This is a genomic window from Lentzea sp. NPDC051213, assembly GCF_044455585.1.
Classification (GTDB): Bacteria; Actinomycetota; Actinomycetes; order Mycobacteriales; family Pseudonocardiaceae; genus Lentzea.
On the sequence record NZ_JBITEX010000001.1, the window covers coordinates 792,848 to 815,948 of the forward strand.

Annotated in this window: 17 protein-coding genes; 5 read left to right on the forward strand and 12 right to left on the reverse strand. The window is 68.4% G+C overall.

All coding sequences use genetic code 11. The features are described from left to right. Nucleotides 1-9: 9 nt before the first annotated feature. The 4 genes from ACIA8G_RS03605 to ACIA8G_RS03620 form a co-directional block, all read right to left on the reverse strand. Nucleotides 10-861 (reverse strand): universal stress protein, encoded by an 852-nt coding sequence (locus ACIA8G_RS03605; protein ID WP_396416673.1) that lies wholly within the window; start codon nt 859-861, stop codon nt 10-12. A gap of 58 nt (nt 862-919) precedes the next feature. Next, entirely contained in the window at nt 920-4,249 is a 3,330-nt protein-coding gene (locus ACIA8G_RS03610) for a CARDB domain-containing protein (RefSeq protein ID WP_396416674.1), read from the reverse strand. A 28-nt stretch (nt 4,250-4,277) separates the two neighbouring features. After that, a complete protein-coding gene (locus tag ACIA8G_RS03615; RefSeq protein WP_396416675.1) occupies nt 4,278-8,084 on the reverse strand; it encodes a discoidin domain-containing protein in 3,807 nt (1,268 codons plus the stop codon). A gap of 317 nt (nt 8,085-8,401) precedes the next feature. Then, on the reverse strand, nt 8,402-9,676 hold the full coding sequence (locus tag ACIA8G_RS03620) for an alpha/beta hydrolase family protein (protein ID WP_396416676.1): 1,275 nt from the start codon (nt 9,674-9,676) through the stop codon (nt 8,402-8,404). A gap of 401 nt (nt 9,677-10,077) precedes the next feature. On the opposite strand from ACIA8G_RS03620, the gene ACIA8G_RS03625 reads away from it, so the two are divergent. Further along, the gene (locus ACIA8G_RS03625; protein ID WP_396417309.1) at nt 10,078-10,689 is read left to right on the forward strand and encodes a hypothetical protein; all 612 of its coding nucleotides are present in this window, start codon (nt 10,078-10,080) and stop codon (nt 10,687-10,689) included. A 452-nt stretch (nt 10,690-11,141) separates the two neighbouring features. Here the strand turns inward: ACIA8G_RS03625 and ACIA8G_RS03630 are convergent, their stop codons facing one another. Beyond that, complete coding sequence (locus ACIA8G_RS03630) at nt 11,142-14,258, reverse strand: S8 family peptidase (RefSeq protein ID WP_396416677.1); 3,117 nt, start codon at nt 14,256-14,258, stop codon at nt 11,142-11,144. Between the two features lie 138 nt (nt 14,259-14,396). Here ACIA8G_RS03630 and ACIA8G_RS03635 point away from each other — a divergent pair, with 138 nt between their 5' ends. Continuing rightward, complete coding sequence (locus tag ACIA8G_RS03635; protein ID WP_396416678.1) at nt 14,397-14,987, forward strand: TetR/AcrR family transcriptional regulator; 591 nt, start codon at nt 14,397-14,399, stop codon at nt 14,985-14,987. Here the strand turns inward: ACIA8G_RS03635 and ACIA8G_RS03640 are convergent. Together ACIA8G_RS03640 and ACIA8G_RS03645 are read right to left on the reverse strand one after the other, a co-directional pair. After that, nucleotides 14,977-16,218: a cytochrome P450 gene (locus tag ACIA8G_RS03640; RefSeq protein ID WP_396416679.1), complete on the reverse strand. Its 1,242-nt coding sequence runs from the start codon at nt 16,216-16,218 to the stop codon at nt 14,977-14,979. The genes ACIA8G_RS03635 and ACIA8G_RS03640 overlap by 11 nt on opposite strands. A 97-nt stretch (nt 16,219-16,315) precedes the next feature. Further along, nucleotides 16,316-16,702: a VOC family protein gene (locus ACIA8G_RS03645; RefSeq protein WP_396417310.1), complete on the reverse strand. Its 387-nt coding sequence runs from the start codon at nt 16,700-16,702 to the stop codon at nt 16,316-16,318. Between the two features lie 119 nt (nt 16,703-16,821). Here ACIA8G_RS03645 and ACIA8G_RS03650 point away from each other — a divergent pair, with 119 nt between their 5' ends. Beyond that, nucleotides 16,822-17,472, forward strand: a complete 651-nt coding sequence (locus ACIA8G_RS03650) for a GntR family transcriptional regulator (RefSeq protein WP_396416680.1) — start codon at nt 16,822-16,824, stop codon at nt 17,470-17,472. A 16-nt stretch (nt 17,473-17,488) separates the two neighbouring features. On the opposite strand, the gene ACIA8G_RS03655 is transcribed toward ACIA8G_RS03650, so the two are convergent. From ACIA8G_RS03655 to ACIA8G_RS03675, 5 genes are all read right to left on the reverse strand, one after another. Beyond that, nucleotides 17,489-18,022, reverse strand: coding sequence for a hypothetical protein (locus ACIA8G_RS03655; RefSeq protein ID WP_396416681.1), 534 nt, complete (start codon nt 18,020-18,022; stop codon nt 17,489-17,491). Nucleotides 18,023-18,055: 33 nt separating this feature from the next. Further along, a complete protein-coding gene (locus ACIA8G_RS03660; protein ID WP_396416682.1) occupies nt 18,056-18,661 on the reverse strand; it encodes a DNA-binding response regulator in 606 nt (201 codons plus the stop codon). Further along, complete coding sequence (locus ACIA8G_RS03665) at nt 18,658-19,719, reverse strand: sensor histidine kinase (protein ID WP_396416683.1); 1,062 nt, start codon at nt 19,717-19,719, stop codon at nt 18,658-18,660. The genes ACIA8G_RS03660 and ACIA8G_RS03665 overlap by 4 nt, the downstream gene beginning before the upstream one ends. 10 nt (nt 19,720-19,729) lie before the next feature. Continuing rightward, nucleotides 19,730-20,128, reverse strand: a complete 399-nt coding sequence (locus ACIA8G_RS03670) for a hypothetical protein (protein WP_396416684.1) — start codon at nt 20,126-20,128, stop codon at nt 19,730-19,732. A gap of 79 nt (nt 20,129-20,207) precedes the next feature. Beyond that, entirely contained in the window at nt 20,208-20,606 is a 399-nt protein-coding gene (locus tag ACIA8G_RS03675) for an ATP-binding protein (protein ID WP_396416685.1), read from the reverse strand. A gap of 93 nt (nt 20,607-20,699) precedes the next feature. Between ACIA8G_RS03675 and ACIA8G_RS03680 the strand changes: the two genes are divergently transcribed. Both ACIA8G_RS03680 and ACIA8G_RS03685 read left to right on the forward strand, forming a co-directional pair. Continuing rightward, nucleotides 20,700-21,983, forward strand: coding sequence for a hemolysin family protein (locus ACIA8G_RS03680; protein WP_396416686.1), 1,284 nt, complete (start codon nt 20,700-20,702; stop codon nt 21,981-21,983). A gap of 64 nt (nt 21,984-22,047) precedes the next feature. Continuing rightward, nucleotides 22,048-22,983: an RNA polymerase sigma factor RpoD/SigA gene (locus ACIA8G_RS03685; RefSeq protein WP_396416687.1), complete on the forward strand. Its 936-nt coding sequence runs from the start codon at nt 22,048-22,050 to the stop codon at nt 22,981-22,983. Nucleotides 22,984-23,101: the final 118 nt, after the last annotated feature.

Here is a 23,101-nt window from a genome sequence, read left to right on the forward strand (position 1 = left end):
CATCTCACGTCACCTCCGATGGACCACGGCGACCGGGCACGGCGCGTGGTGCAGCACAGCGTGGCTCACCGAACCGAGAATTGCACGCTTTACGGCGCCGCGGCCGTGACTGCCGACCGCCAGGAGAGCAGCGCCGTCGGCCGCCTGGAGCAACGACCGCGCGGGCGCGTCGAACGCCACCTCCTGTGCCACGTGCACGCCGGGATGGCGCGACCGGTGCGGGGCCAGCTGGTCCTCGAGGACTTTCGCGAGGTCCACGCGCACGTGGTCGAAGTCCTGCTCGGGCATCTCGGCCCAGCCGATGTCGTTCCACGCGTAGATCGCCAGCAGCTCACGCCCGTGGCGTTCGGCGAAGTCGAACGCGAACGTGATCGCGTCCGCGGAGGTCTCGGAACCGTCGACACCGACGACGACCCGTCCGTCCAACGGGCCGGAACGCGTCACGACGACGGGACGGCCGCCGATCGAGACCAGTTCGGCGGCGGTGGAGCCCAGGAACATCTCGGCGATGCCCGTGCGGCCGGACGACCCGAGCACCAGCAGGTCTCCCGGTTCGCCCGCGAGCACGTCGACCGGGCGGCCGAGGCGGACGCGGGTGCCGACCTCGAGACCGGGCCAGTCCCGCCCGACCTCCTCCGCGAGCTCGCCGAGGTGGTCCTCCGCGGCTCGCGCCATCGTCTCCTCGGTCACGAACTCCGGGATCGGCATGGACATCGGCGTGAAGACCGGCTCGGGCAGCGGTGCGCGCACGCCCTGCACGACCTGCAACCGCGCCCCGGCTCGCACGGCTTCCTCCGCGCCCCACCGCACCGCTCGTCGTGCCTGCTCGGACCCGTCGAACCCGACTACGACCGTGGACATGAGAAACCACCTCCGACCAGGGAGTACCCGGCCGGAGGTGGTCGTAACGATCAATCGCCTAGCTGATGACGAACTGCCCGCCCGGCTCGATGAGGATGTTGCCGTCCCTCGAGTTGGTGATCGTGACGTTCGTCAGCCTCGCCGAACCGCGGGCCTGGGCCATCGCGAGGATGCCCGAGCCGTTGTTCGACTTGTCGATCCGGACGTTGGTGATCTGCACGTCCGGCATGCCGCTTCCGCCACCCTTGAACTGGATTCCGTCGAACGTGGAGTCCAGGATCTCGGTGTCGCGGATCACGACGCCGGGGATCGCCAGGTTCTGCGAGAACAGCGTGATGGCGCCGAACTCCTGCGCCTCACCCCAGAACGCGCCACCCGTGCGGTAGAGGGCGTTGTTGGCGAGCAACGTCGTGCCCCCGAACGGCAGCGGGTCGTGGTCGGTCGCCAGCATGATGCCCGGGTAGTTCGCCGTGTCGGTGATGACGTTGTTCTCGGCCCGGTTGTTCGAACCTCCGTAGATGGCGATTCCGTTGGCACGCCACGGCAACGCGATCGTGTTGTTGAGGAAGGCGTTGCCGCTGCCCACGTCCACGTTCTGGTCCTTCACGTACTTGCTCGCCCACACTGCGAGTGCGTCGTCGCCCGTGGTGCGGAAGGACGAGTTGAACACCGTGGAGTTGCGCGTGCCGTTGGTGAAGTTGATGCCGTCGGCGTAGGTGTCGCGGATCCGCATGCCGCTGAACTGCAGACCGTCGCCGGGGTTCCAGCGGTCGGGCAGGTTCGTGTAGTCGCGGCCGACCCACACACCGACGTTGGCGTGCTCGATCCAGACGTTGGTGACCCTGGTGTTCTTGCCGAACCGGCCGTTGAGGCCCACGCCGCCTTCCGCGTTGCCGTCACCGCCGCGGATCCGGCCGGAACCGAAGATCGCGATGTCGGAGATCTGCGTGTTGTCGTCGATGTCGAACCCGAAGTTGCCCTCGTGCGGGTGGTTGATCGTGCCCGCGTCCTGCGGCTGGGTCAGCGAGAACAGCTGCGAGTGCCACATGCCCGCGCCGCGGATCGTGACGTTGCTGATGCCGACCTGGTTGAAGCCGCCGCTGCCGAACTGGGTCAGGATCTTCTTCTCCTGGCGGAACTTGCCCTCCGGGATCCAGACGCACGGGATCGTGCCGTTCTGGTCCGCGGTGACGGCGCGCTGGATGGCGTCCGCGTCGTCGGTCTGGTCGTTCGCCACCGCGCCGTACTGCGTGATCGACGCGCACTCGGCGGGCTTCTGCGCAGCGGGTGCGACCTGCTCCAGATCGATCAGGTCGATGATGTAGAACTGCGCGCTGTCACCCGCGTCGCGCTGGAGCTTGAAGCGGGTGCCGGCCGGGTAGCTGCTGGCCAGCAATGAGGACGACTCGTCGAACAACCTGCGGGCGTCGCCGCCCGGCCGGTTGGTCAGGCCCTCCGGGTCGTCGGTGCTGCCGTAAAGCCAGCTGTGCCGCGACGACAGGGTCAGCTTCTGCACGAACTGGTCGTTCGCGTAGAGGCTGATCGTCGCTTCCTGGCCGCCGCCGGCGGCCGCGTCCGGGATCGAGTTGCGCACGACGATCGAGTTCGTGCTGACCGTCGAGGTGATCTCCACGAACTGACCCTGCGAGTCGAGCCGCACCGACTTGCGCCCCGAGGACTCGGAGCCGAAGTTGGTGTGCCCGAACGTGCGCTTGGCGTCGGCCTCCAGCAGCTGGCCCTGGTAGCGGCCGCTTTCCGCCTCGTAGCTCGTGAACGGCACCGCCGCGCCGCGTCCGACCACAATGGACTGGGTCGCGGTGTTGTTGGTCTCGTTGGTCTCCGCGACCACGTTGGTCGCGTCCGCCGTCGCGGTGGCCGTGGCGCCACCGTTGCCGGCGGTCCACGTGCCGACGTTGACCGTCACGGTCTGACCGGCGTTGATCGCCGCGGTGTTGGCGTTCAACGTGCTGCCTGCGATGGCCACGCGGGTCACCGATGCGCCGGCCTGCGAGGTGCCGCGGTTGTTCACCTGGACCGCGAACGTCACCTGCTGGCCTGCCGCCGGGCTCGACGGGTTCGGCGTGACGCCGAGGATCTGCAGGTCCGGTCCTGGCGCCTGGCCGACGACCAGGGGAGAGCCGGAGGTGAAGGTGTTGTTGCCCTCGTTGGTTTCCGCGACCTGGTTGGCCGGGTCCACCGTCGCCGCGGCGACGTAGGACCCGGCTCCCCTCCGACCTGCGTCGACGCTGACACTGGTGGTGGCTCCAGGGGCGAGCCCGCCGACCTGGGCGGTGCCCACGACGGTGCCGCCGAGCGTGACGCTGGCGGTGGTGGCGCCGGACGCCACCGTGCCGCCGTTGCGCACCGTGGCGGTGAGGTTGATCGTGTCGACCTCGCTCGGGCTGGCGGGCGTCCAGGTCAGGTTCGTGACGGTGAGGTCGGGAGCCGGTGCGGCGGCACCGAACACCTGGAACTCGGCGACCTGGCCACCGGGCGCGCCGGTGTTGGAGTAGAAGTGCAGCCGCACGTCCGTCGCCCGGCCGGTGACCGGGATCGTGACGCTGTTGCCGCTCGCCGGGTCGAACCGGTAGTCCGCCCGTGCCTTCAGGGTCGCGAACGCCGTGGCGCTCGCCTCCCGGCCCAGCACCTCGAAGTTCTGGGTGCGCGCACCCCAGGCGCCGTCGGGGTTGAGCTTGACGACGACCGAGGTGACGTCCGCGTTCGAGCCGAGCTTGGCGGTCAGGTGACCGGGGAAGCCGTTGGACTCCCAGTACGTGCCGACGTTGCCGTCAACGGCGTTGCCCGGCACGAAGTTGTGCACGTGACCGGATTCCTCGACCGGCTTGCCGGCCGCGAGGTCGTCGCCGGTGGGCGGCGGGTCGACGGGACCGGACTCGCCGTGCACCTCGAACTCGCTGAGCTGACCCGCGGGCCAGCCGGTGTTCGCGGTGATCGTGACGCGCACGTACTGCACCGACCTCACCGGGAAGTCCAGCGTCACCGTGTTGTTCGAGCCCGGCGCGAACGAACGCCCGCTCGAGCCGACGATGTCGGTGAACTGCGTGCCGTTCTGACTTCCCTGCACCGCAAGGGTCTGCGTGCGCTCGCCCCAGTTCGCGGGCAGGCGCAGCACGACCTTGCTGACGTCCTTCGCGGCGCCGAGGTCGGCCTGGATCCACTGCGGGAACACGTTGTTCGTGCTCTCCCAGTAGCTGCCCTGGTTGCCGTCACCGGCGTTGCCGGCGCCGTAGGCCCCGTTGTTGCTGCTGGCGGTCAGATTCGCGGACAGCCTTACGACCGCTGCACCTGCCGTGGGTGTCAGTCCGAAGAGTGTTAGTGCGGTGACGAGCGCAGCACTCACCGCACGCTTCAAGAGCGTGTTTTTCATTGAATTGTCCTCTACACGGCAGGGAAGATCAGGTGATGTTGATCGTGAAGGTGGACGTGGTGTTCTTGATGTCCTGGAAGTTGTTGCTGAAGCGGATACCGTTGATCGTCACCGAGCCGACAGCAGGGCCCTGACCCGGTTCCGGCATTTCGTTGGCCCACAGGCCGAAGCCGGACTTGGCGTCGAACTCGTCGCCACTCTTGCGCGCGCCCGAGATGCTCACGTTGGACAGCACCGTGTCCTGGAAGATGTTCTCGGCGGCACCGTTGTACTTGGTCTGGAACATGATTCCGCTGTACGTCGGATCGATGATCTCGACGTCGCTCAGCCGGATTCCGGTGTACTTCTTGGAAGCCGAGAACATCCAGATCGCGCCGAACGTCTGCGCGCCCCAGAAGTGGCCGCCGGAGCGCACCAGCGTGAGGCCGCTGAACGTCGTCGGCTCCGGCCCGAAGTCCTCCATCGGGTAACCGAAGTCGAGCGAGCTGATCGTCACCGCGGAATAGGTGAGCGTGTCGGACACGTAGATGTTGCGGAAGATGTTGTTCTTGCCGCCGTACACCGCGAGTCCGGCCGCGCGCCACGGGGTCTGCACCGACAGGTTCTCGAAGATGTTGTTCTGCTGACCCGAGCCACCACCGTCGGTCGCGGCGAACAACGCGAACGCGTCGTCACCGGTCGACCGAGCGTCGATGTTCGCGACCCGGTTGCCCGCCGACCCGTTCGTCATGTTGAGGCCGTCCGCGTACATGTCGCGGATGCGGCTGTCCTTGATGACGTTGTTGTCGACGTTGTTGCCCCAGAACAGGCACATCATGTGTTCGACCCAGATGTTCTCGATGGTCATGTTCTGCACGCCGGCGAAGTCGAACACCTTGCCCGGCCCGTCGTTGCGCTGCGTGTAGTTGCCGAACACGCTGAACCCGCTGAAGGTCGACCCGCTCGAGCCCGACTGCGCGCTGAAGCCGAGGTCGGTGTTCTCCTGCGTCGTCGGGGCCTGGAACCTGGTGAACCAGGGTCCGGCGCCGATCACCCGGATCGCCTTGCCGTACACGTTGAACTTCTGCTGCGTCGGGTAGGTGCCCGCGGGCAGGTAGACGCCGATCAGCGTGCCGGTGGTGTCCATCCGCACCCGGTCGAGCGCGTTCTGCACGTCCTGGTGGGTGAACCCGGCGGGCACGGCATAGCGTGCGGCGTCAGGATTACCGGCCGCCGACACCTGTTCGAAGTTCACGAAGTCGATCGCGTAGTTCGTGGTGTTGGCCGCGTCCTTCTGCAGCTTGATCTTCGTGCCCGCCGGGAACGTCGAGTTGAGCATGACGTTCGCCTCGTCGTAGATGTGGCGCGGGCCGCCCGCTCCCGGCGAGTTGCCCGGGCTGGCCTCGTTGCCGTACTGCCACATGTACTTCGACGTCAGGTCGATGGCCTTGTGGAACGTGCCGTTGACGTAGACGTTGAGGTTCGACGTGATGCCGCCGCCGCCTGCGCTGTCCGGGATGGAGAAGCGGGTGACGAGGGTGTTGGTCGGGGCGCCGGTCGTGAACTCGACCGAGGCACCGGTGCTGTTGAGCGTGACGGCGCGACGGCCGGAGGCCTCACCCGCGAGGTCACCGATCGTCCTGTTGGGACTGAGTACCTGCGCGCCACCGGCGGTGACGGCGTCTTCGGCCTCGATGTGCTGCCACGGAACGCTGGCACCACGGCCGATGAACAGCGACTGCTCGCTGGTGTTGTTGCCCTGCTTGGCAGGGATCTCGTTGCCGTCGTTCGCGATCGTCGTGCGGACCGTGTACCGGCCGTCGGCGGCAGGCCACGTGCCGAGGTTGACCGCGGCGGTAGTGGCACCCGCGTTGATCGCGCCGTTGTGGCTGCCGGTCAACGTGCGGACGGTCGCGCCGCTGCTGTTCAGGATCGTGACCGTGATGCCGTGTGCACCGGCAGCGGACGCGATGGTGCCCTGGTTCTTGATCGCGACGGTGAACGTCGTGGTCTGGCCGTTGCTCGGGTTGCTCGGCGACCAGGACGGGACCGACACCAGGTCAGAGCTCGGCACCGGGGTGACGACGAGCTGATCGGGGTGCAGGCGCGCGTTGTTGGTCTCGTCCTGCTCCGCCACCTTCTTGGTCTCGTCGACCTTGGCGGTGTAGGAGTAGCTGCCCGACGGACGGGCCGCGATCGTGGTGCTGACGTTCGCCTGAGCACCGGCCGCGAGCGCGCCGACCTGGGCGGTCCCGACACTGGTGGTGCCGAGGAAGAACGTCACGTCGGTCGCGACCGACGGTGCGGTACCGGCGTTGCGGACGGTCGCGTTGAGCGTGATCTGGTCGGTCTCGACCGGGCCGGCCGGCGTGAACGACGTCGCGGTGACGGTGAGGTCGGGGTTCGGGGCAGGGGTACCGAACACCTGGATCTCCGCCACCTGCGCGCCGGGCGCACCGGTGTTGGTCGTGAACCGCAGTTGCACGTCGGCGACACGTCCCGAGGTGCCGATCGTGACGCTGTTGCCGCTCGCCGGATCCCAGCGGTAGTCGCGGCCCGCGACGAGGCTGGTGAAGCCGGTCGCGCTCTGTTCACGGCCGAGGACCTCGACGTTCTGCGTGCGAGCACCCCAGGCCGAGTCGGGGTTGAGCTTGACCACGATGGAGCTGAGGTCGGCGTTCGATCCCAATTGGACGGTCAGCGTGCCGGGGAACCCGTTGGACTCCCAGTAGGTGCCGACGTTGCCGTCGTTGGCGTTGGCCGGGACGAACGTGTGCACGTACCCGGAAGCGGTGACCGGCTTGCCCTGCGCGAGGTTCGTGCCGGCGGAGCCTTCGCGCGTCACGGAGTTGCTGGCGGGGGACTGGTTCCCGGCAGCGTCCTTCGCGATCACGTGGTAGGTCACCCGCAGCCCGTCGGGCTGGCTGTCCGTGTAGGTCGTGCCGGTGACGGTGGTCCGCAGGCTGCCGTTGGCGTAGACGTCGTAGCCGGTGACGCCGACGTTGTCGGTGCTCGCGTTCCAGGTCAGCCGGATCTGCCCGGCCTGCGGCTGGGTGTAGGCGAGGCTGCCCGGCGCGGTGGGCGCCTGGGTGTCACCGGAAGTCGGGCCCTGCACCTCGAACTCGCTGATCTGGCCCGCGGGCCAGCCGGTGTTCGCGGTGATGCGCAGCCGGACGTACCGCGTGGTGGCCGCGGTGAAGTCGATGGTGACCGTGTTGGCGGAGGCCGGGTTGAACTCGTATCCCCGTGACGCCACCAGATCCGTGAAGTTGGTGCCGTCGGTGCTGCCCTGGACGGCGAGGGTCTGGGTGCGGGTGCCCCAGTTCGGGGATGGGAGCTTCAGCACGACCCGGTCGGCCCTGAGAGCGGCCCCGAGGTCGGCCTGGATCCATTGCGGGAACGCGTTGTTCGCGCTCTCCCAGTAGGTGCCCTGGTTGCCGTCACCGGCGTTGCTCGCGACGTAGCCCTGGTTGGTGCTGCTCGCGCTGTAGGTCGCCGCGAGCAGCGCGCTGACAGCGGCTTCGTGGACCTCCAGCTTCGCCGTCGTCTTGGTGGCGCGGACGTGCCGGACCAGCGTCGGGTCGACCTTGAACGTGACCTTGCGGTCCTTGTAGGTGTGTGGCGATTCCGCGACGAGCGTCGACCAGCCTCTGCCGTCGAGACTCGTCTGCACGGCGAAGGTTTCCGTGCCGTTGCGCGGGGCGGTCAGCGTGACCTGGTCGATGCGGGTCTGCTTCTGCAGATCCAGGCTCACCGCCGCGGCTTGCGCGGCAGGGGCGATCGTCAGGGTTCCCGCGGTGAGGACCAACGCGGCTATCGGGGCTAGCAGGGAGCGAACGCGAGTCGTCGTTGACATGGCGTGCTTGGCCCTTCTCGGTGGGGACGCGAGGGGGTGTGGCGCGCCTCACCGTAGAAGTGCCTAGCAGATTACCGCAATATGTCGACGTGATTGCGCAAATTTGCGACATCGCCCTCTGAACAGGAAAGACGAGTCGCACTTCCGGTATCTGAACAGTATCTCAGGGTGCACAAGGCCTATCACCAGCGGCAGAACGGACCCCGGTTCGGGAGGTTCGAACCCGAACGTGCCCAATAAATTGATTCGATCTCGATGAGTCCGCTTGCGCCAGTTTGCTTTGGGCTTGCGGGGTTTGCGTAAGTTTTGCGCAAGTTTCAGAGGTTGGCGAAGAACCTTCTGGTTCGGTTCAGCAGATCCAGCCTGTGCTCACGCCGGGCCAGCACGTGCCCTTCACCGGGGTAGACGACGAGTTCGGAGTGCGCGACGGCCCGGTGCAGCAGCTCGGCTTGCTCCACCGGAACGTTCGTGTCCTCGGCACCGTGCACGATCAGCATCGGCGTGCGGATCCGGCCGGCGTAGGTGAGCGGGCTGTGTTCGGCGCTGTCGCTGAGCGCGGCCTCGAAGGCACCCCACTCACCGGTTTCCGCGAGTCTCGGCCAATCGGAGATCCCCGCGCCCACGAACGCCGCCTTGAACCGGTCGGTCCGCGTGGTGGCCCAGGCGGCCATGAACCCGCCGTGGCTCCAGCCCGCGATCCCGAGCCTGTCCGGGTCGGCCACGTTCTGGCTGATCAGCAGGTCGATGCCGGTTTCGATGTCGTGCCACTCCTCCAGGCCGACCCTTTTCGCGACGGCGGCGGCGAACTCGTGGCCGTGGCCCTGTCCGCCGCGGGGATTGGGGAGGAAGGTCGCGAAACCCTGATGCGCGAACCATTGTGCGGACGGGACCCAGCCCAGCTGGAGGTCGTCGGCGTACCGATCGTAGGGGCCGCCGTGGACGATCGTGATGAGCGGGAACGGGCCGTCGTCTCTGTCGTTGTGGACCGGGAGGACCAGGAGGCCGTCCAGCTCTAGTCCGTCTTTGGCCTTGTAGTGGAGGCGTTCTTGGGTGCCCCACGGGATGTTGTTGCTCAGGTCGGTTCGACCGGCGTGTTTGCTGGAGCCCTTGATGCGGGCGAGCGGGCCTGTGCCGAGGCGGTGGAATTCGGTGTCCAGTCCGGTCGCGACGATCATCAGCGGGGCGTTGCCGTTGTCCTGCACCAGGTCTGTGGGGCAGGCCGGCATGCCCTCGGTGAGGTTGCGGTGGTGCTGGTCGAAGACGGCCAGTCCGCCTTGCAGGTGGGGCGGGGTCAGGGCCAGGTAGACGATCTTGTCGCCCCACCAGACCGGTGATCGGGCGTCTGCCGGGGTTGGGCCCAGGTCTTCGACTTTGCCGTTGTCGATGATGTGCAGGGCTGGGTTGATCAGGCCTGGGTCGATCTTTGGGTCTGACCACGTTAGGACTGCCAGGCGGCCGTCTGGGTGTTTTGCGATCTCGGCTACGTGGCGGGTTTTGATCAGGGTTTGGGCTTCTTGTAGTGCGGGGTCGGGGTTGGGTGGTGGTGCTGGGGCGGTCCAGTCGACGACGATCTCGTCGGTTAGTTCTCGCATGCGAGCCCCCCTCGGTTGCTGCGCGAGGCCCCTCGGTTGCTGCGCGGGCCACCTCAGTTCCCTCACGCGAGCCCCTTGGATCCCGCATGCGAGCCCCTTGGTTGCCACGCGCGAGCCCCCTTTGTTGATCAGTGCCATTCTGGCAGTCATGACCACAGAGCAGGAGCAGCGCGAGCAGCAGTTGACGGACCGGGTCGTGGCCTCCTTCGACGGCATACCCGACCCGCGGCTGCGCGAGGTCATGCAGGCGCTGACGCGGCACCTGCACGCGTTCGTGCGGGAGGTGCGGCTGACCGAGGCGGAGTGGGCGAACGCGATCGAGTTCCTCACCCCAGGCCGGCCACATCACCGACGACAAGCGGCAGGAGTTCATCCTGCTGTCCGACGTGCTGGGCGTGTCGATGCAGACGATCACGGTCAACAACGAGGCAGTCGGCGACGCGACCGAGGCGACAGTGTTCGGCCCGTTCTTCGTGGAGGGCTCGCCGGAGATCGCGCAGGGCGGCGACATCTCGGCGGGGGCCGCGGGCACGCCGTGCTGGGTCGAGGGCACGGTGACCGGGACCGACGGCAAGCCGGTGGCCGGGGCGCTGATCGAGGTGTGGGAGGCGGACGAGGACGGGTTCTACGACGTCCAGTACGTCGACGGCAGGGTGGCCGGGCGCGGGCACCTCCGCGCGGACGCCGACGGGCGGTACGGGTTCTGGGGTGTGCTGCCCTCGCCGTACCCGATTCCGCACGACGGTCCGGTCGGCCGGATGCTGGAGGCGGCGGGCCGGTCACCGATGCGGGCCGCGCACCTGCACTTCATGGTGCGGGCCGAGGGGTTCCGGACGCTGGTCACGCACATCTTCGTGCGTGGGGACTCCTACTTGGACGGCGACACCGTGTTCGGGGTGCGGGACTCGTTGGTCAAGGACTTCGTTCGGCAGGCCGGGCCGGCTCCGGGTGGCCGTGAGGTGGATGAGTGGTACCGGGTTCAGTTCGATGTGGTGCTCGCCCTCGCTCTCTAGTCCGTTGCCGCGCCGCCGCCCGCCCCCTTTCCTTCTGCGGGAGCGGGTGATCATGGATTCCGGGCATCTGATAGACGGCGGCAGGCGTGGGTCAGGACGGAGTTCACCCGGCTGGGTGACGGGCGGGCTCGAGGGGCGAGGGGCTGCGGGGAGGGCCCGCGTGTCTGTGGGTTCGTCGGGCGGGGGCTCTGAGGTTGACCTGCGTGCACTCGGGTTCGACGGGGGGCTGGGGGGATGACCTGCGTGCTCGTGGGCTCGACGGGCGCGGGCTGTTGGAAGGCCCACGTGCTCGTGAGCTTGGTGAGTGCGAGGGCTTCTCGGACGGCTCCGCGGGCTCGTGGGCTCGACAGGCGAGGGCTGCCGAGACGCCCCGCGTTCGTGGACTCGACCCGGCGAGAGCCTGCTGGGACGGCCCCGTGTGCTCGCGAGCGAGCACACGGGGCCGTCGGGCGTCAGCGGAGCAGGTAAGCGTTGATGATCGTCTGCTCCACGGTCTGGCCGTGGCCGGACGCCTTGGCGCGCAAGGACACCGACTTCGCGTCCTTCGGGTGGGCCAGCAGGACGCGGTTGCCCGTGATCGGGGTGCCGCGCCACGTCGTGCCGCCGTCGTAGGAGACCTCGACGGACGTGATGCGCACCGAGTCGGTCTGCGACTGGGTCGAGACCGGGACGGCCAGCATCTGGCCCGCGCGGGCGGTGCCGTTGTCGTCCAGTTGCGGGGTGAAGCGGATCACCGACAGCGGTAGTGCGGTGTGAGTTGTCGTGGTGTCGCTGCGGAAGGTCCAGACGCCGGACACCTTGCTGCTCAACGGGTTGTCACGGGTTGCCGTGGCTTCGATGCGGAAGTTTCCGGCGCCCGGTTCTACGTCGAACATGCCCCAGCCTGCGGAGGTCGAGTCGCCGACCTTCACGTTGTCGCGGAACAGGGTTGTCTTGGCCCCGCTGGTGGGGCCGTAGCCGGCGTTGCCCGCGCTGTCGCCGTACAGGGGGATCGTGATGCGGACCAGATTGCCATTGCGGAACGTGTGCGGGAAGTCGCGTGACTCGGGCAGGGCCGGGCCGAACACGGCGCGGTTGAACGGTTCCACGTAGGTCCTGCCCGGCCTGTAGTGCTTGAGCGGGCCGGCCAGTGCGCCGATGTTGCCGGTCGCGTCGAACAGGTTGAACCTGCGCGACCAGTCGCCGCCCTCGCCGCCGTAGTACTCGGTGCGCGGGCCGGGGACCATGTTGTCCAGGGAGCCCCAGCCCCAGTCGGCCTTGCCGTAGGGCGCGGACGTGTGGCCGATGGTGCCGTTCTGGCCCGCCTTGAACGCCGGCATGTCGACCTTCACGGTCGCGAGGTCCTTCTGCGTGATCGTCTTGTTCAGGCCGTTGGGCGCTGATCCCTTGCGGTACCAGGCGAGGCCGTAGAAGTCCGAGCCCGCGGTCCAGAACGTCGCGACCTTGCTCGTCACCTCGTTCGAGTCGGGGCCGACGCTCGCGTGGCCCAGGTGGGCGACGCTGCCGCCTACCGAGAAGTTGCCGACGGTGTACCTGGCGCCGTTGACGACGCGTTCGAAACCGGTCTGCAGCAACGACAGTTTGGCGGCGACGGGGAGCTTCACCTCGACCGGCTTGGCCAGCCTGGCGTCGAGGTCGATCGTCGCCGGGCCGGTCACGGTGAGGTTGGGGAAGTTGATGGCGTCGTGGGTGTAGGCACCGGAGGAGGACATGATGCCGCCGGCCAGGATGTAGTGGCCCTTGGGCAGGCGGGCTACGTCGGTGTCGTCGTTCGGGTAGATGCGGGCGCCGGTGTCGACGTTGATCAGCAACGCGTAGGTGGGCGACACCTTGGCGCTGTTGCGGTCGGTGGCGGTTAGCTTGACGTCGTAGCTCTCCGGCTCGAGGTCCACGACCACCGAGGTGCGGACACCGGAGGCGACCACGGCGCCGCCGAAGACGCCGCCGTTGGGCTGCTTGGCGATGTCCGCGGTGAGCGTTGCTTTCGCCTCGCCGCCGGCGGGCACGGTGAGTTTCGCGGGGGAGACGCTGAAGAGCGTGCCGGTGGTGTCGGTGGTGAGGTCGAGGGTGATCGGTTCGGTGCCCGCGTTGGTGTAGGTGATCTCCTTGGTCAGCGCGGGTTTGCCGGTGTGGGGCCAGCGGTGCGAGCCGAAGGTGAGGCTGGTCGGCGCGGTGCTGACCTTCTGCGTGATCACCTTGGCGACGTCGACGCGGCCGGTGCCCTGTTCGAACGGGGTCAGCTTCGCGGTCGGGGTGGTGTTGCCGGTGAGGCGGGCCTTGAGCTGGGTGCCCTTGAGGTCGGGGTGCTGCTGGCGGAGCAACGCCGCCGCGCCCGCGACGTGCGGGGTCGCCATCGAGGTGCCGTCGAGGGAGGTGTAGCCGTCGGCGACCGGTGGGCCGATCTTGCCGTCGGCGTGCAGGGCGGCGACGATGCCGACGCCCGGCGCCGTGAGGTCCGGCTTGAGCGAGCCGGCCCTGGTCGGGCCGCGGCTCGAGAACTCGGCGATCTGGTCCTGGTCGTCGATCGCGCCGACGGTGAGCGCGGCGTCGGCCGAGCCCGGCGAGCCGATGGTGCTGCCGTTCGGGCCGCGGTTGCCGCCGGCGATCACGAACAGCGTGCCCTTGTCCGCGGTGAGGCGGTTGACGGCTTCCTCGAGGGGCTCGATCTCGGGGGTGTCGAAACCGCCGAGGCTCATGTTGACGATCTGGGCGCCCTGTTCGACGGCCCACTCCATGCCGGCGATGATCCGGCTGTCCTGGCCGGAACCGTTGTCGCCCAGCACCTTCACGTCGAGGATGTTCGCCTCGGGAGCGACGCCGTGGTACTTGCCGCCGCTCTTCGCGCCGGTGCCCGCGATGATCGACGCCACGTGCGTGCCGTGACCGTAGTGGTCGATCGCGTCCGGGGACGTCGTGAAGTTGCGCTCGCCGATCTCGCGGTCCGCGAGGTCCGGGTGGGTCTGGTCCACGCCCGTGTCGAGGACGGCGACCGTGGTGCCCTTGCCCTTGAAGCCCGCGGCGTAGGCGGCGGGGGCGTTGATCTGGGCGACGCTGCGGTCCAGGTTCGCGGTGCGCCTCGCGTCGAGCCAGACCCGCTTGATGCCGGATGCCGACATGCTGAATGTTGACATTCCGCTTGTTGACATGCGGGATGTTGACATTCCGGCAATCGGCGTCTTGGCGGCGTCGAACGCCACGCCGTTGATGCTCGGGAGGCTGAGGCCCGACTGCGCGTGGGCGGTGCCCTCGGGATAGGTGACGATCACCGGGAGGGCGCCGTCGTACGTGGCCAGCTCGGTGACGTCGAAGAGGCGCTCGTCGAGCTTGCCGCTGGCGATGAGCGGCATGGCGTCCGACGGCACGACGTACTCGTGGCCCTGCGCGCTGTAGGTGGTGAACACGACCTGTTCACGGCCGGGTGCCGGTCTGACCGCGCGCTGGCCGGTGAGCACCTGGTCGCCGGTGATCAGCGTGACCGTAGGCGCTGGTGCCGCTTGCGTGGGAGCGGCTTGGGCCTGGCCGGCGGTGAGCAGGGCGCCGGTCAGTACGACGACTCCGAGTAGACGCACCCGGTCCTCCGTTAGGCTTGTGAGAGCGTTCTCACAGACCGTAGTGAGGCGGTCACCCGGCCACAAGGTCTAAACCAATTTCCGGTACAAGTACGGTGACCAGCGAATGTTAACGGCGACAGCACTAATCTTTTGACCATGACGGGCCTGCGCGAACGCAAGAAAGCGGCTACCAAGGCGGCGCTGGGCGACGCCGCGTGGAGCCTGTGTGTCGAGCACGGCCTTGATGGCGTGACCGTCGAGCAGATCGCGCACGCCGCTGGGGTGTCTCTGAGGACGTTCTTCAACTACTTCTCCTCGAAGGAAGAAGCGGTCGTCGCCGGCGACTCGACGATGGCGGAGGCGTTCGTCCAGGCGTTCACCCTGAGGCCCGCCGGCGAGCCGGTGCTGGTCGCGTTGCGGGAGGCGCTGAACTCGCTCTACCCGCGGCACGTCGACCTCGACCGGCTTCGCCAGCTGCGTGAACTGCGCCGGACCCCGGCCCTGCTGCCGCACCTGTTCAACGCCTATTCCGCACGGGAGCAGGAGCTGACCGCGGCGATCGCGGTGCGGTGCGGGGTGGACGCCGACGAGGACCCCTACCCGGCGGTGGCAGCCTCGACGTTCCTCGCGTCGATGCGCGCGGTCGTGCAGTGGTGGCTGGACACGCCCCAGGCCTCGGAGCGGTACACGGCGGCCGAGCTGGTCGGGAAGATGATCGACCAGCTCGGCGCCGGTTTCACCAGGTGACCGGCAGTGCGTGCACGCCGTAGATCGCCATGTCGGTGCGCAGCGGCACCTCGTCGGCGGGCACGGCCAGGCGCAGGTCGGGCAGCCTGCGCAGCAGTTCGGTGAAGCCGACGGTCATCTCCACGCGGGCCAGCTGCTGGCCGAGGCACTGGTGGATGCCGTGCCCGAACGCCACGTGGTGCCCGCGCGGCCGGTCGACCTGCAGCTCGTGCGGGTCCGGGTACTGGCTCTCGTCGCGGTTCACCGCGGGCACCGACACGACGACGGTGTCGCCGGCACGGATCGTGGCGCCGCCGATGGTGACGTCCTCCAACGCGTGCCGGGAGACGCCCATGCTGATGATCGACAGGTAGCGCAGCAGCTCCTCGACCGCGTTCTCGGTCAGCTCGGGGTGCTCCCGCAGCTTCTGGAGCTGCTCCGGGTGTTCGAGCAGCGCGAACGTGCCGAGCGCCAGCATGTTCGCCGTCGTCTCGTGACCGGCGATGAGCAGCAGGTTCGCGATGCCGGTCAGCTCGTCGGTGTCGAGGTCGGTGTCGCGGACGAGCCCGGAGAGCAGGTCGTCGCCGGGGTCGCGCTGCTTCTCCCGCACGAGCGACTGCATGAACTGCCGCAGGTCCGCGCTGACCTTGATCTGCTCGTCGATCGTGGTGTCCAGGCTGAGCAGCCTGGAGGTGCGGCGCTGGAACTCCTCGCGTTCGCCGTAGTCGACCCCGAGCAGCTCGCAGATCACCAGTGACGGCACCGGCAACGCGAAGTCCTGCACGAGGTCCGACGGCGGGCCCTTCTCGATCATCGCGTCGAGCTGCGCGGTGACGATCTCGTGCACGCGCGGCGTCAGGTCCCGCATCCTGCGCACGGTGAACTGCCCGGTCAGCAGCCTGCGGTAGCGGGTGTGCTCGGGGGCGTCCATGAAGATGAACGACCCGGCCCGCCGCTCCGGCGGGAACATCTCCGCGTGCAGCTCGGGGGAGATGAGAGCCCTGGCGCGCGGGCTGTTGATCCGATCCGAGCTCATCCGCGCGTCCGCGAGCACCGCCCGCGCCTCGTCGTGCCCGGTGACGAGCCAGATCACCTCGCCGTTGTGCTCGATCCTGTGGATCCGGCCGTGCCCGCTCAACTCGGTCAGCTCGCCGGGCGGGTCGAACGGGCACCCGCCGCGCTTCGTGAGCTCGGCGGGCAACTGCGGACGGGTGAGCTCCTGCGCGTTGCGCTGCCGCTCTGCCGTGGTCATGGTGGCCTCTCCCTGTCTGACCCGTGGTGATCGGGTCGTGGCTCGGCGTCACCTCCACGCTACAGAAACTTGCGCGTCGTGCAAGATTATTTGGAACCTACGCCGCGAACACCTGGGAGTCGTCCGCGAAGGCTTTGAACTCCAGCGCGTTGCCCGCCGGGTCCAGCAGGAACATCGTCCACTGCTCGCCGGGCTCGCCCTGGAACCTGACGTAGGGCTCGATGACGAACGTCGTGCCTGCTTCCTGGAGCTTGCCGGCGAGTTCGTGGAAGCCGGGGACGGTCAGGACCAGGCCGAAGTGGGGCACCGGCACGTCGTGGCCGTCCACCGGGTTGTGCACCCGCTCGACCTTCGGTGCCAGGTGCGTGACGAACTGGTGGCCGTGCAGGTTCCAGTCGATCCACGTGTCGGAACTGCGGCCCTGGGGGAGGCCGAGGGTGACGCCGTAGAAGCGCCGGGCGGCGTCGAGGTCGTCGACGGGCATGGCGAGGTGGAAGCGGGGGATGGTCACGGGCTGGATCCTCACGATCTCGACGCTGGATGCTTGTAGGAATGTTAACATTGTGACAATCAAACAAGTTGGGGCTTTGTTAACATTGCGTCATGACGAAGATGGGCCCGGCCCGCAGACGGGGCCTGAGCACCGAGGTCGCCGACTCGATCCGCGAGGCGATCTTCGACGGCCGCTACCCGCCGGGCAGCGCACTGCGCGAGATCGAGCTGTCCGAGGCGCTGGAAGTGAGCCGCGGGCCGGTCCGCGAGGCACTGCAGAAGCTCGAACGCGAGGGCATCGTGCGCGCCGAGTGGCACCGGGGCGCGACCGTGACGGCGTTGTCCGTGCAGGACGTCGCCGAGCTCGACAGCCTGCGCGGTGCCCTCGAGGTGCTGGCCGTGCGCCGGGTCGTGGACCAGGCCTCGGATGAGTCGCTGGCGTCGATCGAGAAGGCCGCCGCCGAGATGGACCGCGCCGAGACCCCGCACGAGATGGTGCGGTGCGACATCGCGTTCCACGACGCCGTGTACGCCGCCGCGAACCACTCACGGCTGGCTCAGGCGTGGGAGGCGATCCGGTCGCAGGTGCACCTGTTCCTGATCACGCGCGTCAACGTGAGCTCGGACGGCTATCTGCAGCAGATCCGGGAGGAACACCGCGACCTGGCGGCGGCGCTGCGGCTGGGCAACGTGGAGGGTGCGCTGGAGCTGTTCGCCGAGCACCGGCAGCACGCGTTCGACGTGCTCACATCAGGTTTCTAGCGCTCCAATAGAAAGATCACAGGTGGGCGATGACCATGCGGGTGCGCGGCCCCATCACCGCGCCCAGCTCCGCGACGAACTCCTCGGTCAGCGGCGGCCAGTCGTGGAACACCACCGCCAGATCGCCGATGTGGAACGACCAGTGCCCGCCCAGGTTGCCGACCAGCGACGAACGTCCACAAGCGACACACCGGACCGAGGCCTCGGCGCGCTCGAAGAGCCACGGTTCGATGAGCGCGTGGTGCGCGTCGAAGTAGATCGCCGGGTAGCCGCAGCCGGGACACGTCGGCGGCTCGTAGTTCTCGACGGCGTGGTGCACCTGGCGTTCCACCACCACATCCACGCCTCCGTGACCGAACGAGCCGGGAGCGACCGCGGCGCACTGCGGGCCGGCGCGGAACTCGCTCGGCGACAGCTCCGCGTCCCGCTCCCAGTTCGGCGTGATCACGCCTCGGTCGAGCAGCCAGGACGTCACCGCGACGGCGCGGGAGCGGGCCTGTTCGGCGGTCAGCGAGATCTCGATCAGCCTGATCGCGTTCGTGCTCAACACGTCCCCCAATAGACGATCTTCTTGTCCCGCAAGCTAAAGCCAGCCGTGGTCGTGAGCAAGCCGGAACGCCTCGGCCCGGCCGGCCGCGCCGAGTTTCGTGACCGCCGCGGACAGGTGGTTGCGGACGGTACCGGCGGACAACGAGGTGCGGGAGGCGATCTCCGCCACCGGGGTGCCGAACTCGGTGAGGCGCAACACCTCCAGCTCGCGCTGGGTCAGCGGGCACGGCGGTGCGGCGAGCGCCTCGGCGGCCAGGGCCGGGTCGACCCAGCGGGAGCCCGCGTGCACGCGGCGGATCACGTCGGCCAGCGTGCCGCCGGGGGATCCCTTGGGCAGGAAGCCTTTCGCGCCCGCGTGCAGCGCCTGCTGCAGGTGCGGTGGCTTGCCTCGGCCGGTCAGGATCACCACCGCGCACGACGGCAGCACGCGTGCCAGCTCCTGGGTGACCTCCAGGCCGTCCAGCAACGGCATCTGCATGTCGATCACGGCGACGTCGGGGCGGTGGGCCCGCGCGGCCTCGACGGCGGCCCGGCCGTCACCGGCGCGGGCCACCACCTCCAGGTCGGGTTCGAGGTCGAGCAGCGCGGCGAGGGCGTCGCGGATCAGCTCCTCGTCGTCCGCCAGCAGCACCCTGATCACGCGGGCACCACGACCTGCAGCGTGAAGTCACCGTCGGAGTGATCGGCGGACACCCGTCCGCCCGCCACCGCGAGTCGCTCGCTCATACCCCGAATCCCGTTGCCCTCGTGGAAAGGTTTCCCGGCGCCGTCGTTCGTGACGGTCATCCGGATCTCCCCGTCCTGCTCGACGAGGTCGATCATGCACCACGTCGCGGTGCTGTGCCGGAGAACGTTCGTGCACGCCTCACGCAGCGCCAGCGCGAGCTGTGTGGCGTTCTCGCCGTGCACTGGAACGTCCGTGATGCTGCACCGGATCCCGGCCTCCTGCAGCACGCTGCGCACCGCCTCCAGTTGCTCGGGGAGATCCACCGCGCGGTAGCCGTGCACCGCGTCCCGCACCTCCTCCAGCGCCGAGGACGCCAGCCGCTGCGCCTCGAACGCCTCCGAGGCAGACCGCGCGGGATCGGTGTCCGCGAGCCGCCCGGCCAGCTCGGCCTTCAACGCGATCACGGTCAGGCGGTGGCCCAGCAGGTCGTGCACGTCACGGGCGAACCGCAACCGTTCCTCGCTCACCGCCAGCTCCGCCCGTGCCTCGCGGCCCGCCCGCGCCTGCTCCAGCAGGTTCGCGAACCACGTCGGCAGCCCGGCCATGGCGATGATCGTGAGCCCGACCGCGGCCGCGATCATCTGGTAGGTCGTGTGGTCACGGGTCACGAAGAACCCGACGAGCCCCGCGAGGACGACCGAGCCGATGGCCGCCATCCACCGCCAGACGCCGTTCATCAGCAGCGGAGCGAACCCGGCGGCGGCACCGCCGATCCACGCCCACGTGGACAGCTCGTCGGGGCCGGCCGGTGCCACGAGCGGGATCGAGGCCAGCGTCGCGGCCACGAGCACCCAGAGCTTCCCGTCCCGCAACGCCACCGCGTATGCCACGGCCAGCACCAGCAGCCCCAGGATCCCGAACCAGCGCATGACGGACTGCTCGCGCAGCACCGAAATCAGCGGCACGACCAGACAGGCCACCCACAGTGCGTGGACCGTCCCGCGGAGCAGGGTGCGCGGAAGATCGTTCATCGCCATCAGACTAGAGCCACTTCAGCAGGATCGTGACCGCAACGACCAGGTCGAACACCCCGCAGAACTCCGACCACCAGCGCGGCACGACGGCGTTGCGGATGTGGTGCCCCAGGTCCCACACGGCGTGCGCGCCCCATCCGGCAGCGATCAGCAGAACACCGGCGTACGGCGAGACGACGACCGTCGCCGCCGCCAGCACCGTGTACAGACCGAACACCACGAGCTGCACCCGTGGCGCACGACGGCCCCAGAACAGATACGCCGCTTGGCACAGCAGCAGCGCCCACACGGGCGGCACGAGCGGCGTCTGCCAGAAGTCGAACGACACCGTGAGCGCGATCAAGGCAGGCCAGCGGTCGCGCACCCACAGCGCCGCCGGCAGAACCGGTGAAGTCTTGGTTGTCATGCATTGAGAATCGAAGAAACGCCCGGCAAGCCCCATCCGCGCGATGTCATGACTTTCCTGTGCGAAACGCACGGATGATCTATGCGATCAGGATCTCCGCCCACACGGTCTTGCCACCGTCCGCCTCTCTCGTACCCCAGCACCGGGAAATCGCCGCGGTCAGCACCAGGCCGCGTCCGCGCAGGTCACCGAGCCGAGACTCACCGAGCCGCGGCAGGTCGGCTGGCGTGCCGTCGTCGACCTCTACCCGTACGACCTCATCGAGCCGTTGCACCCGCACCGACCGTGGCCCGCAGGCGTGCTCGTAGGCGTTGCTGGCGAGTTCGGTGCACACGAGCAACACATCGAGCCGAACGTCCTCGGACAGGTCCCCCAGCAGCTTCCCGGCCCACGCACGCACCGCCGCGAGGTCCGTCTTGTCGTCGGGCAGGGCGTACTGGGCTCTCGTGGAGGTGCCGAGCACCTCTGGAGTTTCCATCTGATCCCCACCTCGGTTGTGGCGATGGCCGTCCTGGCTGCTCAAGAAGGCCGTCAGGTCGCGAAATACCACCGCGCGTGCTAACCCAAACGTGTGGACGGCTACGGGTTCAACCTCGCGCTGGTAGGGGTTCTGGTCTTGCTGAACGCGGCGTTCGCCGGCAGCGAGATGGCGTTGGTGTCGTTGCGCGAGGGCCAGCTGCGGTCGTTGGAACGCGAAGGACACCGCACCCTCGTCCGGCTCGCGCGTGATCCGAACAGGTACTTCGCGACCATCCAGATCGGCATCACGCTGTCCGGGTTCCTGGCGTCGGCGACCGCGGCGGTCTCGCTCGCGCAGCCGCTCGTGCCGCTGCTGCAGTTCCTCGACGGTGCGGCGAACAGCGTCGCGATCGCACTCGTGACGATCGCTCTCACCTTCGTCACGCTCGTGTTCGGGGAGCTCGCACCCAAGCGGCTGGCGATGCAGTACGCGGTGCCCTGGGCGAAGATCATCGCGGGCCCGCTGGACTTCCTGTCCGCGGTGTCACGGCCCGCCGTGTGGTTGCTCAGCAAGGCGACCGACCTGGTCGTGCGGATCTTCGGCGGTGACCCGGACGCCGAAGAGGAACAGATGTCACCGCAGGAGCTGCGCGATCTCGTCGAGGTGCAGCAGCAGCTGAACCCGGAGCAGCGCACGATCATGACCGGCGCGCTGGAGATCCACGAACGGCGGCTGCGCGAGGTGCTGGTGCCGCGCCGGCTGGTGACCGTGCTGGACGCGGGTTTGGCGACCCCCGTCGCCAGGGAAGCCCTGGCGAGGTCCGGCCATTCGCGGGCTCCGGTGACCAAGGACGGTCACCTCGACGACGTGATCGGCGTCGTGAACCTGCGAGACCTGCTCGACGACGACGTGACGTTGACCGACGTGGTGCGCGCCCCGATGGTGCTGCCGGACTCGCTGAGGGTCACCGACGCGTTGCGGCGCATGAAGGCAGAGCACGAGCAGATGGCGCTGGTGGTCGGCGAGCACGGCGCGGTCGACGGCATGGTGACGCTGGAGGACCTGCTCGAGGAGATCGTCGGCGAGATCTACGACGAGACGGACTCGGACGTGGTCGCGGTGCACGCCCGGCCGGACGGCACGATCGAGCTGCCCGGTACGTTCCCGGTGCACGACCTGGAAGACGTCGGCGTCGAACTGCGCGAACCGCCGCGTGGCTCGTACGCGACGATCGCCGGTCTCGTGCTGGTGATTCTCGGCCGCATCCCGGAAGAGCCGGGAGACGTGGTGCACGTCCCGGGCTGGGAAATCGAGGTGCTCCACGTCGAGCACCACGCGATCATGTCGGTGAGGCTGAGGTCACAGGCCGAACCGCGGAATGACCAAGGGCTCTGAACCGTTACACACAAGTGCAGCCACTTCCGGCTGCCACTCCTGCCAGCGGAACGGGGGATTCGCCATGCCTGCAATCCAGAAGAAGGCCGCGTCCGCGCAGGATGCGGACCTGGTCGGCCAGTACCTGCGCGACGTCGGCGGCACGCCGCTGCTGACCGCGTCCGAAGAGGTCGACCTGTCCAAGCGCATCGAGGCCGGTCTGTACGCCGCACATCTGCTGCGCACCGGTGACACGACGCGCGACGCACGGCTGCTGCGCCGGCTCGTCGCCGACGGCGAGCGCGCCAAGGAACACATGATCCGCGCGAACCTGCGCCTGGTCGTGTCGGTCGCGAAGAAGCACTCGTTCCGCGGCCTGCCGTTCCTCGACGTCGTGCAGGAGGGCAACCTCGGCCTGATCCGCGCGGTCGAGAAGTTCGACTACGCCAAGGGCTACAAGTTCTCCACCTACGCGATGTGGTGGATCCGTCAGGCCATCGAACGTGGTCTGGCCGAGCAGACCCGCACGGTCCGCCTGCCGGTGCACGTCGTGGAAGAGGTCAACAAGCTCAAGAAGATCGGGCAGAAGCTGTCGCTGACCCTCGGTCGCGAGGCGACGGTCGAGGAGATCGCCGCCGAGGCCAAGTGTTCGCCGACGCGCGTGCAGGATCTTCGTGACGCCGCACGTACCTGCGTGTCGCTGGAGACGCCGGTCGGCGACGACGGCGGCTCGGTGCTGGCCGACCTGATCCAGGACACCGACGGGGTGTCCGCGCCCGAAATCGTGGAACGCCAGGCGTTCTCCGAGGGCGTGCGGTCCCTGTTGGACGTCCTTCCCGAACGGCAGGTGCGGATCATGCGCCTGCGCTTCGGGCTCGAGGACGGCCGTGAGCGCACCCTCCAGGAGGTCGCGGAGGAGCTCGGGCTGACCCGCGAGCGGATCCGTCAACTGGAGAAGCAGTCGCTCGCACTGCTCAAGCAGTCCGGCCGGCCCGAGGATCTTTTCGCGCTCGCCGGCTGACAACCGTACGAAAGTCGCTTGTTCTCATCGTTGTCGCAACTAAAGACTCATCACGTCCGCACTAGCGGACTAACGCTGTTTCGCAACCGCGTGTGAACGCACCTGCATGAGCCGTCGA